This is a genomic window from Tardiphaga sp. GW821-FHT12E02 (assembly GCF_058807155.1).
In genome coordinates, this window is record NZ_JBXAQK010000001.1 from 3,465,795 (window position 1) to 3,479,731 (window position 13,937).

Sequence of the window (13,937 nt, forward strand, 5' to 3'; positions counted from 1 at the left end):
TAAGGATCGCCTCACTGCCGCCGGATACGGTCCGCGGCAGTCTCTCCCCCGAACAGCAGCGCGATCCATCCGGCGGCCTTCACCCCCGAAGGAGCCTGACATGTATACCCCGCCAAGATTCCAGACCGACCGCAGCGATGCCTTGGCGTTCGCGGACGCGCGTGGCTTCGGGACGTTGTGCGCCTTCGACGGCCGCAAGCCGGTCGGCTCCGCGGTGCCGTTCTATCTGGAATACGGCCGGGATGGCACGCCACATCTGGCCTTCCATCTGGCGCGGCAGAATCCGCTGCTCAAGCTAGCCGACGGTGTGACGCCATGGGCCATGGCGGTCACCGGCGCCGACGCCTATGTCTCGCCCGACTGGTACGTCTCGCCCGATCAGGTCGGCACCTGGCTCTATCAGGCGGTGCATCTCACCGGCCCCGCGCGGCTTCTCCCGGATCACAGGCTCGGTCCGCATCTTGACGCGCTGAGCGCCAGGTTCGAAAGCTGGCTCGCGCCGAAGCCGCCCTGGACCTCCGACAAGATGGCGGCCGGGCGGCTGGAGGCGATGAAGAAGGCGATCGTCGGCGTGGTGATGGCGGTGGATGAGGTGGAGGGCAGCTTCAAGCTCAACCAGCACAAGTCCGACGCCGATCATCTGGCTGTCATGAGCGCGCTGGCCATGCGGCCGGAGCCGGCGGCCGTGGAGATTTCGGGCGCGATGCGCAAATTACGGCCGCATTTGTTTGCGGAAGAGACGTCACATTTGACTGATATGGCCGAGGCGGAAGGATTTATGGGATGAGCAACAAGAAGAAAATCGCCATTTTGGGCGCCTCTGGCTACACCGGCGCCGAACTGGTCCGGCTGCTGCTGCGCCACCCGAAGGTCGAACTGAGCATTCTCACGGCCGACCGACGCGCCGGTCAGCAGATGGGCGACGTGTTTCCGCAATTCGCGCCGTATGAGCTGCCGACTTTGGTGACCATCGACAGCGTCGATTGGACCACGGCCGGCATCGATCTCGTATTCTGCGCGCTGCCGCATGCGACCACGCAAAAAGTGCTGCAGGATGTCCTGGCCAAGGCGCCGGACATCAAGGTCGTCGATCTCTCGGCCGATTTCCGGCTGAGCGATCCCGCCGCCTATGCGAAATGGTATGGCCACGAGCATCATGCGCTGGAGCTGCAGAAGGAAGCCGTCTACGGCCTCGTCGAAGTGTATCGGCGCGACATCAAGAAGGCGCGTCTCGTCGCCAATCCCGGCTGCTACACGTCCTGCGCCCAGCTGCCGCTGGTCCCGCTGATCAAGGCCAAGGCGATCGAAACCGACGAGATCGTCATCGACGCCAAGTCGGGCATGACCGGCGCCGGCCGCTCGGCCAAGGAAGAGATGCTGTTCTCCGAAGTCTCCGACGGCTTCAACGCCTATGGCGTCGGCAAGCACCGGCACATGGCCGAGCTCGATGAGCAGTTCTCGAAAGCTGCAGGCAAGGAGGTCATCGTCTCGTTCACGCCGCATCTGCTGCCGCAGAACCGCGGCATCCTCTCGACGATCTATGTCCGCGGCCGGCGCGGCAAGACCGCCGAGGAGCTGCACGAGATCCTGGTGAAGCAGTATGAGAAGGAGCCGTTCGTCTACGTACTGCCATTCGGCAAGACGCCGCATACGCGGCATGTGCGCGGCTCCAACATGACCTTCATAGGCGTCGCCGCGGACCGTATCCCTGGCCGCGCGATCATCGTCTCGACGTTGGACAATTTGACGAAGGGCGCGTCGGGGCAGGCGGTGCAGAACATGAATCTTGTGCTGGGTTTTGCCGAGACGCTGGGTATCGATCAGCCGGCGATGTTCCCGTAACTCCGCCCTCATGGTGAGGAGGCGCGTAGCGCCGTCTCGAACCATGAGTTGGCCTGGCTCTGGTGTCTGCCGCCATCCTTCGAGACGCGGCCTGCGGCCGCTCCTCAGGATGAGGGTGGAGTGAGGCACCGCATAAAAACAAAACGGCCCGGATTTCAATCCGGGCCGTTTCTTTCTGAAGATTATCAAAACCTCACAGATCGCGCATCATCACGATCGAGGTCTGCCGAAATCCGTGTCGCTCGAAGAAATGATGGGCGCGATGGTTGTCGACGCCGCTCTCCAGGAAGAAGCGCGTCACGCCGCGTGTGCGGCATTGCTCCGCGAGCCAGTCGAATAGCGCGCTGCCATGCCCATGGCCGCGAACCGTCGGCGAAAACAGCACGTCGTGGATGGTCGCAAAAGGCCGTTCCCGATTGAGCCGCGAGATTTCGACCAAAGCAAAGCCCACGAGCATGCCGTCCTGTGTCGCTGTTGCGATCATCACCTCATCGCCGGACCCATTCGCGAGCAGGCCTTCGAGATATTTTCGCGCCTTGATCGCGCGGTCCGAAGCCCATCGACCGATGTCGTCAGCAACGCCGTATTGCAGCTCCGAATGAGAGATATAAGCGGGATCATCATAAGCGAGCAGGATGCCAAGAACGGCGTCGGTCGCGGTTGCGTCGTGACACCAGTTGAATTCGACTGGATGTGTCACTGATGGTTCGGAAGACATCGCCGTCCTGTCGGTTGAAACAGATGCGCGCGTCATCATGCGCGTCGCCGTCTTACCAGACAGCCGACCGATCGTGACTCGACATATAGGCAAGCGCCAAAACAAAACGGCCCGGATTTGCATCCGGGCCGCTTCGCATTCAGTTCAGTGCGCAGCTTACGCGACAGCCTTTGCGTCGGTGGCCACTTCCGAGATCGTCTTCAGGATCTGGGACGCGATCTGGTAGGGGCAGCCCTGGGAGTTCGGGCGGCGGTCTTCCAGATAGCCCTTATAGTCGTTCTTTACGAACGAATGCGGGACGCGGATCGAGGCACCGCGGTCGGCAACGCCGTAGGAGAACTTGTTCCACGGGGCGGTTTCGTGCTTGCCGGTCAGGCGCATGTGGTTGTCCGGACCGTAGACATTGATGTGGTCCATCAGGTTCTTGTCGAACTGGGCCATCAGGGCTTCGAAGTAAGCCTTGCCGCCGACCGTGCGCATATATTCGGTCGAGAAGTTGGCGTGCATGCCCGAGCCGTTCCAGTCGGTGTCGCCGAGCGGCTTGCAGTGGAATTCGATATCGATGCCGTACTTCTCCGTCAGACGGAGCAGCAGGTAGCGCGCGATCCACATTTCGTCAGCGGCCTTCTTGGAGCCCTTGCCGAAGATCTGGAATTCCCACTGGCCCTTGGCCACTTCGGCATTGATGCCTTCGTGGTTGATGCCGGCGGCGAGGCAGAGGTCGAGATGTTCTTCGACGATCTCGCGCGCGACCGAGCCGACATTCTTGAAGCCGACGCCGGTGTAGTAGGGGCCCTGCGGAGCCGGGAAACCATCAGCCGGGAAGCCGAGCGGGCGGCCGTTCTCGTAGAAGAAGTATTCCTGCTCGAAGCCGAACCATGCGCCGGGATCGTCGAGAATGGTGGCGCGATGGTTGGACGGATGCGGGGTGACGCCATCGGGCATCATGACTTCGCACATCACCAGCGCGCCGTTGACACGGGCTGCGTCCGGGAACACGGCGACGGGCTTCAGTACGCAATCCGACGAACGGCCTTCGGCCTGCTCGGTGGACGAGCCGTCGAAGCCCCACAGCGGCAGCTGTTCGAGCGTCGGGAAGGCATCGAAATCCTTGAGCTGGGTCTTGCCACGCAGGCTCTGCGTCGGCTTGTAACCATCGAGCCAGATATACTCGAGCTTATACTTGGTCATTCAGGTCTCTCACGAGTTGGCGAAAGGAGTGAACCCCGGCAGGAGTAAACTCTGGACAATGCCGGGATCGGAAGTTCATGCCCGGCGGCGCTGCTTTATAAGCACGTAGTATGCCAACTTGTCGCGGTGCAACGGTTTTGTGACGGAAAAATCGCCACGCCTCCAGGGGCCATCCACAGGTCGCCTGCGACGACTGGTGATGGACGAGATTCGGAGCGGATTCCTGCAGAAATCTCAGGGTTTTGGGTGTCCTACTAAAATACCGTCTGCTCAAATCCGTAGCACGGTCATTTTCTGAGGAACTTTTCTGCCTGCTGGACGCTCATTCAGCCAGTGTGGAGCCTGTCCGCGGCGGCCAAAAACTGCGTGCCCGAAGCGCATGCGGCTTGTCTGCGCATATTGTTGGCAATTGCCTGCTTTTTTGAAGGCAGTCGGCACAAACCAAGGGCGGGCCTGTTACATTTGAGCGTCCTGACAGCCAAACGGACACAAAAACACGTCAGGCAGGAGATCCAGGAGATGAGAATAAGCAACCATTCCGGTCCACCGCAGCCGACGGCAACCATCTATCAGTTCCCGGTGGGCGGCCGCGCAGCACTTGAGCGGCGTCCGGGCGAGATCAAGCCGATCGACTTCAGTGCTTATCCCGCCGTCGATTTCGGCTCAGGCTGGTATCACGACGATGCCATCGCCGAAGACAAGCGGAAGGTGGAGCATTGAGAGCGTCGGGTGAAGTAGGAGGCCGAGGGTCGAGACAGCAATGTTTCGGCCCTTTTTCGTGAGGCCTCAGGTCCCGAAGATCGACCATCCCAGACGCCGAGTCAGCTCTTCCAGCGCGATGCGCCCCAGATGTGAATTACCGTGGTGGTCGAGGCCTGGCGCCCACACAGCGATGGAGGCTTTGCCGGGCGCCACCGCGATGATGCCACCGCCGACGCCGCTTTTGCCGGGGAGGCCGACGCGATAGGCGAATTCGCCGGAGCCGTCATAGTGGCCGCACATCAGCATCAGCGCATTGATGCGGCGCGCGCGCTCGGATGAGACGACCGAAAGGCCGGTGCTCGGATTGCGCCCGGAATAAGCGAGGAACCGCGTCGCCATGGCCAACTGCCGGCACGACATCGCGATGGCGCAGTGGTGGAAATAGACGCCGAGCGTGAAGTCCACGGGATTGCTGATCACGCCGAACGACTTCATGTAATTCGCCAGCGCGGTGTTGCGGAAGCCCGTACGCTTCTCCGAGGCCGCCACGGTCTCGTCGATCACGATGCCGCTGTCACCCGACAGAAACTGCATGAAGCGCAGGATCTCGCCGATCGCCTCGCGCGGCTGATGGCCGGACAGGATCACATCGGTGACGGCGATGGCGCCGGCATTGATGAAGGGGTTGCGCGGCACGCCGCGTTCGCGCTCGAGCTGGACGATGGAGTTGAACGGGTTACCCGACGGCTCGCGGCCCACATGCTTCCACAGCCGGTCGCCGACCATGCCGAGCGCCAGCGTCAGCGTGAACACTTTTGAGATGCTCTGGATCGAGAACGGCACATCGGCATCGCCGCCGGCGGCGACATTGCCGTCGCCGTCCACGACGACCAGCGCGAATTGATTGGGATCGACGCCCGCGAGTTCGGGAATGTAGCTCGCGACTTCGCCGCGGTCGGGCCGCTGCGCCATCTCTGCGGCAATTTCAGTGACAACGGTCTGGAGATCGGGCGCAGCTTTGCTCATTGCAGTGAACTAGCGGATTCCGGTTCAGACCGGAATACGCAGGATCGCGACAGCCAGCACTGCCTGGGCCACGAAGCCGATGATGAAAGCCACCGTGCGCAGCACCGGCAAGCCGAGCGTGTAGACCACCAGATGCGCGATGCGCGACCAGAAATAGACGATGCAGGCCATGACGGTGGCCGGGGTCGAGACGTCGGCGAGATTGAGGATGATCACCAGCGGCGCGAAGATAATCAGGTTCTCGACCGCATTGTCGTGCGCGAACATCATCCGGTTGGCCCATTCGGCCTGCGGTTTGTCGTTGCGCGAGGGATTGGCCATCGATCCGCCGACGCCGCGCACCATGATGCGGTTGAGGATATAGGGCAGCCACATCACGCCAGTGAGAATCACCGTCAGCGTCAGCCAGAACAACTCGCGTGTCATGGGCGGTTCCTTGTCAGAAATTCCCGCGAAAACGCGGGGAGATGGTCATGCAAAATCGGGAGCAGGGCGGACCGCCCTGCGTGTTGGCGCAGCATAGACGGTCGGTGTGACAACGCCAAGGGAAGGGCATTTGTGCTTTTACTGTCGTCGCCCGGCTTGACCGGGCGATCCACTAACCGGCGCCATTCGCGACAATCGCCACACGGGAGCTTACTCGGCCACCCGCTTTCGCGGGTGGCGACGAGCGCGCTAAGCCTGCACCCGAACGTAACTCCCCGGCGCATCCTCGATGGCTGGATAGGCCTCGGTCCCCACCTGTCGCGCCGGCACTTCCTCGCCGTCGATGCTGCCGATCCATTCGCGCCAGTTCGGCCACCACGACCCCGCATGCTCCGTCGCCGACTTCATCCAGTCGGCGACATTGGCCGCGTGATTGCTGTCATTGGTCCAGTACTGGTATTTGCCCGAGGCTGGCGGGTTGACGACGCCCGCGATATGGCCCGAACCGGACAGCACATATTTCACCGGCCCGCCGAAGAATTGCGAGCCATAGAGCACCGACTCCGCCGGGGCGATGTGGTCCTCGCGCGTGGCCAGATTATAGACCGGCACTTTCACCTTGGAGAGATCGAGTCGCGTATTGTCGAGCACCATATTGCCGGTGGAGAGCTTGTTCTCGAGATAGCAGTTGCGCAGATAGAACGAATGATTGGCCGCCGGCATCCGTGTCGCGTCGGAATTCCAGTGCAACAGGTCGAATGGCTTCGGCAGATTTCCCTTGAGATAGTTGTTCACGACATAGGACCAGATCAGGTCGTTCGAGCGCAGCATGTTGAAGGCCATGGCCATCTTGCTGCCTTCGAGCACGCCGGCGGTCTGCATGTCCTTTTCCAGCGCTGCAATCTGATCCTCGTCGACGAACACCATGAGATCGCCGGCATGGGTGAAGTCGATCTGGGCCGCCATGAAGGTTGCCGACGCCGCGCGCACGCGGCGATGCTCGGCGAGCCAGGCCAGTGTGGACGCGAGCAGGGTGCCGCCGACGCAATAGCCGATCGTGTGCATCGTGAGTTCGCCCGTGACCTTCTCGATCACATCCATGGCAGCCAGCGGGCCCTGCTTCATGTAGTCTTCAAAGGTCTTGGCACCGAGCGCCTTGTCCGGATTGACCCAGGAGATCACGAACACCGTGAGGCCCTGATCGACGCACCACTTGATGAACGACTTCTCCGGTTTCAGATCGAGGATGTAGAACTTGTTGATCCAGGGCGGCACGATCAGCAGCGGGGTGCGCAGCACGCTCTCCGTTGCCGGCGTGTATTGGATCAGCTGCATCACCTCGTTCTGATAGATCACCTTGCCCGGCGTCGTCGCCATATTGACGCCGACGGCAAGGCCGCTCGGATCGGACTGGCGAATGCGCAGTGCACCGCGGCCGGCCTCGATATCCTCGGCCAGCATGCCCATGCCGCGCATCAGGTTGCCGCCATTCGACGCCACGGTCTCGCGCAGCACTTCCGGATTGGTCAGCACAAAATTCGACGGTGACATCGCATTGGTGATTTGCGTGACATAGAATTCGGCCTTCTTGCGCGTATGCGCATCCAGCCCCTCGGCATTGCGGACCAGCTCGTGCGCCCACTGGGTGCCGAGCAGATAGGCCTGCAGCACGAAATCGAAAAACTGGTTCGACTTCCATTCGGGATCGCTGAAGCGCTTGTCCTTGAGCGGCGGCTGCGATGACGGCTCGGTCGCCTCGCCGGTCATCCGGCGCATCGCCGTGCCCCAGAGATCGAGGTATGCTTTTCCGAGCTTCATCTGCAGCTCGGTGGAGCGCTTCTCGTCGGACAGCCAGTAATTCGCCACCGTGCTGAAGGTCTTGATGATTTCGGTCAGCTCATTCGGCGGCTTGTCGACGGTTTCGCCGTTCTGCCGCGGCTGCAGATAGGCCGCCAGTGCCTTGCCGCTGCTTTCCATGGCGCGGGCCATGTTGAGCGCAAAGGCCTCCGGATTGAACGGTTTGGCGCCATCGTCAGCCTTACCGTTGGCTTGGCCGGGAGAAGGTCGGGTATCGGCAACGTCGGTCATGGCGCGGCTTCGATTTCATTCCAATGCGGTGACGATACGTCACCACGCGGCAGCATGATGACATAGTTCGCAGATCGCCGCAGGATTCGATGTGCTGCAGCGCGTCATGCGTCTTGCTTCGGTCATATTAGGCAGCCAAGCCTGCACCATTCTGACGGTGTTAAAGATTTGTCACCTAGATGGTGCGGCGCGGTCTGGATGAGGCCGTGCGAAAAGCGATGGTAGGTTGTGGCGTGACGCGTTCGGGAACGATGGGCAGGACATTGGCAGGCGGCCGGGCAGGGACCGTGGCGGCGCTGCTGGCGCTTGGCGTGGTTCTGGGCGGCTGCGCCTCGACCGTCGCCGATCTGCCCGTGGTCGGCGCCCCCGCCGGCCTGCCGCAGCGGCCGGCCCAGCCCGGCGAATACCTTCCAGTGCACGATATCCCGACCACCCGCATTAGCGGTCCCACGCTCGCTCCGGCCGAGCAGGCCAAGCTCGAGGCCGACCTGATCAAGGCCCGCGACCGCCAGGCCGTGGTGACGCCGGCCGATCCAGCGGCAAAAACCTCGACCCGCTGAGCGATTCCACCCGGTCGTGACTGGTGTCACCCGGTCCCCATGCTAAAAAGAAGCGATTCAACCGCACCTTGAAGGCGGTTCCCCCGGAGCCCGAGACCATGGAAGAGTTTTACCGTATTCGCCGCCTGCCGCCCTATGTGTTCGAACAGATCAACCGGGCCAAAGCCGCCGCGCGTAATTCGGGCGCCGATATCATCGATATGGGCATGGGCAATCCGGACCTGCCGACCCCGCCGCATGTGCTCGAAAAGCTCAAAGAGACCCTCGGCAAGCCACGCACCGATGGCTATTCGTCATCGAAGGGCATCCCCGGCCTGCGCAAGGCCCAAGCTGGCTACTATGCCCGCCGCTTCGGCGTGAAGCTGAACCCGGACACCCAGATCGTCGCCACGCTCGGCTCCAAGGAAGGCTTTGCGAACGTCGCGCAAGCCATCACCGCGCCGGGCGATGTCGTGCTGGTGCCCAATCCCAGCTATCCCATCCATGCCTTCGGCTTCCTGATGGCGGGCGGCGTGATCCGCTCGGTGCCGTCCGACCCGACGCCGGACTTCTTCCCGGCGGTCGAGCGCGCCATTCAGCATTCGATCCCGAAGCCGATCGCGCTGGTGGTCTGCTATCCGTCGAATCCGACCGCCAAGGTCGCCAGCCTCGATTTCTACAAGGACCTCGTGGCCTTTGCGAAGAAGCACGAGATCTACATCCTGTCCGACCTCGCTTATGCCGAGGTCTATTTCAACGATGCCAATCCGCCGCCGTCGGTGCTGCAGGTGCCCGGCGCCATCGACGTCTGCGTCGAATTCACCTCGATGTCCAAGACCTTCTCCATGGCCGGTTGGCGCATGGGCTTTGCAGTCGGCAATGAGCGCATCATTTCGGCGTTAAGCCGCGTGAAGTCTTATCTGGACTACGGTGCCTTTACGCCGGTGCAGGTTGCGGCCACGGCTGCGCTCAACGGCCCGGAAGACTGCATCAAGGAAATGCGCGACACCTACCGCAAGCGCCGCGACGTGTTGGTGGACAGCTTCGGCCGGGCCGGCTGGACCATTCCGTCACCGGAATCGTCGATGTTCGCCTGGGCGCCACTTCCCGAGAAATTCCGCGAAGTCGGCTCCATGCAGTTTGCAACGCTTCTCGTTGAAAAGTCCGGTGTGGTTGTGGCGCCCGGCATCGGTTTCGGCGAACACGGCGAGGGCTATGTCCGCATCGCCATGGTCGAAAACGAGCAGCGCATTCGCCAGGCTGCTCGCGGTGTCCGCCGCTTCCTTGAAAGCGGGCTGGAAACGTTGCACAACGTGGTTCCGCTCGCCAATCGGCGATAAGGCCTTTGCGGAAGCCGCCTGGCTTCCGCAAAACCTCTGCTCACGAAGAAAATCCGACAGGTTACAGTTTTATGGTCGCACCCCTCAAAGTGGGTATCGCGGGTCTCGGCACCGTTGGTGCCGAAGTCGTCCGTCTCATCGAAGCGCAGCAGTCCATCCTCGCGGCCCGCTGTGGTCGTGGCATCAAGGTTGTGGCGGTCACCGCCCGCAGCAAGGCCAAGAAGCGTGGCATCGATCTGCGCGGCATCGACTGGATCAAGGACCCGCTGGCGGTCGCGACCCATCCGGAAGTTGATTGCTTCGTCGAACTGATGGGCGGCGCAGGCGATCCTGCTTTGTCGTCGATCTCCGCAGCCCTCGCATCCGGCAAGTCGGTCGTCACCGCCAACAAGGCGCTGGTCGCCAAGCATGGCCTCAAGCTCGCGGCATCCGCAGAGAAACATGGCGGCGCGCTGAACTATGAAGCCGCCGTTGCCGGCGCCATCCCGGTGATCAAGACTCTCCGTGAGGGCCTGTCCGGTACCTCGATCAATCGCGTCTATGGCATTCTCAACGGCACCTGCAATTACATCCTGACCCGGATGGAGCAGGAGGGCCTGTCCTTCGCCGAATGCCTCAAGGATGCGCAGCGTCTCGGCTATGCCGAAGCCGAACCGTCCTTCGATGTGGACGGCTATGACACCGCGCAAAAACTTGCGATTCTGGCCAGCCTCGCTTTCGGCACCAAACTCGCCGAGAGCGCCGTGTCGGTGGAAGGCATCTCCACAATCGCGGCTGAAGATCTGCGGGCCGCCGCTGATCTCGGCTATCGCATCAAGTTGCTCGGTGTCGCCATGCGCACCAAGACGGGCATCGAACAGCGCGTACATCCGACCATGGTCCCGCTGACCTCATCCATCGCGCAAGTGATGGGCGTCACCAATGCGGTCACCATCGACGGCGCTGGTATCGCGCCGATCACGCTGGTCGGTCCCGGCGCAGGTGGCGCGGCGACGGCCTCTGCCGTGCTCGCCGATATCGCCGATGTCGCCCGCAACGTCCGCGCGCTGCCCTTCGCGCAGCCGGTGGCAAAGCTCACACCCACCACCAAGGCGCCGATGGAGCGTCACGAAGGCGGTTATTACATCCGCCTGATGGCCCGCGACCTCGCCGGCACTGCCGCGCGTATCGCCACGCGTCTCGCCGAACAGAAGATCTCGCTCGAATCCATCGTGCAGAAACATCCGAATGGTGGCCTCGAACCCATCGATGGCACCAAGAAATCGTCACCCGTGCCGGTTATCCTGATCACCTATGCCACCTCCGAGGACGCCATGCGCCGCGCGCTGCAGGCGGTGCAGAAGGACAAGGTGATCTCCGGCAAGCCGCAGGTCATTCGTATCGAAAAGAACTGAACGCCCGCGTCAGCGTTATACGGGGGCAGCCGCCCCAACGGGGTGTCTGTCCCCGCCGAACTAAAGGAGCCAATCCATGTCCACCGTTATTTCCGTCCCGCCGCAGCAGCTCCTCGAGCGCATCCTGACGCTGGAAATCGTCCGCGTCACCGAGCGCGCCGCCGTCTCCGCTGCGCGCCTGCGCGGCCATGGCAAGGAAAAGGCCGCCGACCAGGCGGCGGTGGACGCGATGCGCCGCGAGCTCAACAAGCTGCCGATCGAGGGCACCATCGTGATCGGCGAGGGCGAGCGCGACGAAGCACCGATGCTGTTCATCGGCGAGAAGGTCGGCATCAATGCCGGCCCCAAGGTGGACATCGCCGTCGATCCGCTCGAAGGCACCACGCTGTGCGCCAAGGACATGCCCGGCTCGATCGCCACCCTGGCGATGGCCGATGGCGGCACGCTGCTGCATGCGCCCGACGTCTATATGGAAAAGCTGGCAATTGGTCCCGGCTACGACAAGAATCTGCTCGATCTTGACGCGCCGCCGGCCGAAAATATCCAGCGCCTCGCCAAGGCCAAGGGCGTGCCGGTGTCCGAGATCACGGCGCTGGTGCTGGAACGTCCGCGTCATGAACCTCTCATCAACGCGATCCGCGCCACCGGCGCCTCGCTGCGTCTGATCCCGGACGGCGACGTCGCCGGCGTCATCCACACCACCGATCCCGACAAGTCGGGCATCGATATCTATATGGGCACCGGTGGCGCGCCTGAAGGCGTGCTGGCGGCCGTGGCGCTGCGCTGCATCGGCGGCCAGATGCTGACCCGCCTGATCCTCGACACCGACGAGAAGCGCGAGCGCGCCAAGAAGATGGGCGTCAACGATCCGAAGATGATCTATCGCATCGAGGACATGGCCAAGGGCGACTGCCTGTTCGCTGCAACGGGTGTCACAGATGGCGCGCTACTGTCCGGCGTCAAGTTCCGTGGCAACGTGATCGAGACCGAGACCATCGTCATGCGCTCGGTCACCGGCACCGTCCGCATCATCAAGGGCGAGCATCGTCAGCTCGAAAAATTCCACCTCGATTAAGTCAGCAAGGCGCAAATGCCCAAAGCCCAGAATGTCGAAATCCGCCCGGTCGGCCCCGATGAACGGGCCGCCTGGGAGCCGCTGTGGCAGGGCTATCTGACCTTCTACAAAGCGACGCTGCCGCAGGTCGCCACCGACACGGCATGGAAGCGCTTTCATGATGCGAACGAGCAGATGTTCCTGCTCGGCGCTTATGTTGACGGCAAGCTCACCGGCATCGTGCAGTTCCTGTATCACCGCTCGTCATGGACGCCGGGTGATTACTGCTATTTGCAGGATCTGTTCGTCGATAACAGCGCGCGCGGCCTCGGTGTTGGCCGCGCATTGATTGAAGCCGTCTATGCCAAGGCGAAAGCCGATGGCTGCAGCCGCGTGCACTGGCTGACGCAGAACGAAAACGCGCAGGCGCGGATTCTGTACGATCAGGTCGCGGACAATTCCGGCTTCATGCAGTATCGGAAAGTGTTTTAGCTCGTCATTCCGGGGCGCGCCGAAGGCGCGAACCCGGAATCTCAGAATAGCTGAAACACCGTAGAGCCAAACACTCCGGGATTCCGGGTTCGCACTTTCGGGGCGCCCCGAATGACGATCAAGAACAAAAAACAAAATACGGGAGCGAGACCATGAGCGAGACCTCCGCCGTCAAAGCCCTGATCTTCGACGTGTTCGGCACCGTCGTCGATTGGCGCACGAGCCTGATCAACGACCTCGGCAAATGGGGCGCGACACGCGGTGTCACCGCCGACTGGACCGCATTGGTCGATGCGTGGCGCCAAGCCTATATGCCTTCCATGGACACCGTGCGGCATCATCCCGAGCGCGGCTTCGTCAAGCTCGACAAACTGCATCGGCAATCGCTGGAAGTCCTGGTCGAGAAATTCGGCATCACCGGCTTAACCGACGACGACCTGCACCATCTCACCCTTGGCTGGCATCGCCTGCATCCGTGGAAGGACTCGGTGGCCGGCCTGACGCGGCTGAAGACGAAATACATCATCAGCCCATTGTCGAACGGCAACGTCGCCTTGCTCACCAACATGGCGAAGTTCGGCGGCCTGCCATGGGATCTCATCATGAGCGCCGAACTGTTCAAGCATTACAAGCCGGATCCCGAGAGCTATCTTGGCGCGGCTGAGATGCTCAGCCTGAAACCGCATGAAGTGATGATGGTCGCCGCCCACAACAACGACCTCGACGCAGCACAAAAGTCCGGCCTCAAGACCGGCTTCGTCCCGCGTATCACCGAATACGGCCCGCACCAGAACCGCGACTTCAAGGCAGAGGGTGATTGGGACGTGGTGGCCAATGATTTCGAGGATCTGGCGAAGCGGCTGGGGTGCTGAGTGCCTGATCGCACTCCACCCTCATCCTGAGGAGCCGCGCAGCGGCGTCTCGAAGGATGGTGGCAACCTCCGAGCCTGGCCATCTCATGGTTCGAGACGGCGCTGCGCGCCTCCTCACCATGAGGGGGGAGGAGGGCGCCGCCGATCCCGTCATTTCGGATCGCACTCCGCCCTCATCCTGAGGAGCCGCGCAGCGGCGTCTCGAAGGATGGTGGCAACCTTCGAGCCTGGCCATCTCATGGTTCGAGACGGC

Annotated in this window: 14 protein-coding genes; 9 read left to right on the top strand and 5 right to left on the bottom strand. The window is 62.2% G+C overall.

Features of this window, described 5'->3' with window-relative positions; translation table 11 throughout:
* The first annotated feature begins 100 nt into the window (after positions 1-100).
* Together AC1RQ5_RS16405 and argC are read left to right on the top strand one after the other, a co-directional pair.
* Complete coding sequence (locus tag AC1RQ5_RS16405) at positions 101-787, top strand: FMN-binding negative transcriptional regulator (protein ID WP_493200312.1); 687 nt, start codon at positions 101-103, stop codon at positions 785-787.
* Positions 784-1,842, top strand: coding sequence for an N-acetyl-gamma-glutamyl-phosphate reductase (gene argC / locus AC1RQ5_RS16410; protein ID WP_398476437.1), 1,059 nt, complete (start codon positions 784-786; stop codon positions 1,840-1,842). The genes AC1RQ5_RS16405 and argC overlap by 4 nt, the downstream gene beginning before the upstream one ends.
* Positions 1,843-2,035: 193 nt before the next feature.
* Here argC and AC1RQ5_RS16415 read toward each other — a convergent pair whose 3' ends face one another.
* Positions 2,036-2,542 (bottom strand): GNAT family N-acetyltransferase, encoded by a 507-nt coding sequence (locus tag AC1RQ5_RS16415; protein WP_493200314.1) that lies wholly within the window; start codon positions 2,540-2,542, stop codon positions 2,036-2,038.
* A gap of 174 nt (positions 2,543-2,716) precedes the next feature.
* Positions 2,717-3,751, bottom strand: a complete 1,035-nt coding sequence (locus AC1RQ5_RS16420) for a glutamine synthetase beta-grasp domain-containing protein (RefSeq protein WP_398476434.1) — start codon at positions 3,749-3,751, stop codon at positions 2,717-2,719.
* A gap of 519 nt (positions 3,752-4,270) precedes the next feature.
* On the opposite strand from AC1RQ5_RS16420, the gene AC1RQ5_RS16425 reads away from it, so the two are divergent.
* The gene (locus tag AC1RQ5_RS16425) at positions 4,271-4,471 is read left to right on the top strand and encodes a DUF2735 domain-containing protein (protein WP_398476432.1); all 201 of its coding nucleotides are present in this window, start codon (positions 4,271-4,273) and stop codon (positions 4,469-4,471) included.
* A 66-nt stretch (positions 4,472-4,537) separates the two neighbouring features.
* On the opposite strand, the gene AC1RQ5_RS16430 is transcribed toward AC1RQ5_RS16425, so the two are convergent.
* From AC1RQ5_RS16430 to AC1RQ5_RS16440, 3 genes are all read right to left on the bottom strand, one after another.
* The gene (locus AC1RQ5_RS16430) at positions 4,538-5,479 is read right to left on the bottom strand and encodes a glutaminase (RefSeq protein ID WP_398476430.1); all 942 of its coding nucleotides are present in this window, start codon (positions 5,477-5,479) and stop codon (positions 4,538-4,540) included.
* 24 nt (positions 5,480-5,503) lie between these two features.
* A complete protein-coding gene (locus AC1RQ5_RS16435; protein ID WP_398476428.1) occupies positions 5,504-5,905 on the bottom strand; it encodes an MAPEG family protein in 402 nt (133 codons plus the stop codon).
* A gap of 249 nt (positions 5,906-6,154) precedes the next feature.
* Positions 6,155-7,993 (bottom strand): PHA/PHB synthase family protein, encoded by a 1,839-nt coding sequence (locus AC1RQ5_RS16440; RefSeq protein WP_493200317.1) that lies wholly within the window; start codon positions 7,991-7,993, stop codon positions 6,155-6,157.
* Between the two features lie 233 nt (positions 7,994-8,226).
* Between AC1RQ5_RS16440 and AC1RQ5_RS16445 the strand changes: the two genes are divergently transcribed.
* The 6 genes from AC1RQ5_RS16445 to AC1RQ5_RS16470 all read left to right on the top strand — a co-directional run bounded on the left by AC1RQ5_RS16445 (position 8,227) and on the right by AC1RQ5_RS16470 (position 13,684).
* Complete coding sequence (locus AC1RQ5_RS16445) at positions 8,227-8,553, top strand: hypothetical protein (RefSeq protein ID WP_493200319.1); 327 nt, start codon at positions 8,227-8,229, stop codon at positions 8,551-8,553.
* A gap of 98 nt (positions 8,554-8,651) precedes the next feature.
* Positions 8,652-9,872, top strand: a complete 1,221-nt coding sequence (locus AC1RQ5_RS16450) for an LL-diaminopimelate aminotransferase (protein WP_493200321.1) — start codon at positions 8,652-8,654, stop codon at positions 9,870-9,872.
* Between the two features lie 71 nt (positions 9,873-9,943).
* Entirely contained in the window at positions 9,944-11,266 is a 1,323-nt protein-coding gene (locus tag AC1RQ5_RS16455; protein ID WP_493200322.1) for a homoserine dehydrogenase, read from the top strand.
* A 76-nt stretch (positions 11,267-11,342) separates the two neighbouring features.
* The gene (gene glpX, locus AC1RQ5_RS16460; protein WP_398476418.1) at positions 11,343-12,341 is read left to right on the top strand and encodes a class II fructose-bisphosphatase; all 999 of its coding nucleotides are present in this window, start codon (positions 11,343-11,345) and stop codon (positions 12,339-12,341) included.
* Positions 12,342-12,356: 15 nt separating this feature from the next.
* The gene (locus AC1RQ5_RS16465) at positions 12,357-12,812 is read left to right on the top strand and encodes a GNAT family N-acetyltransferase (RefSeq protein WP_398476416.1); all 456 of its coding nucleotides are present in this window, start codon (positions 12,357-12,359) and stop codon (positions 12,810-12,812) included.
* Positions 12,813-12,964: 152 nt separating this feature from the next.
* Positions 12,965-13,684 carry a haloacid dehalogenase type II gene (locus tag AC1RQ5_RS16470; RefSeq protein ID WP_493200325.1) on the top strand — a complete coding sequence of 240 codons (720 nt, stop codon included), beginning with the start codon at positions 12,965-12,967 and terminating at the stop codon, positions 13,682-13,684.
* Positions 13,685-13,937 lie beyond the last annotated feature (253 nt).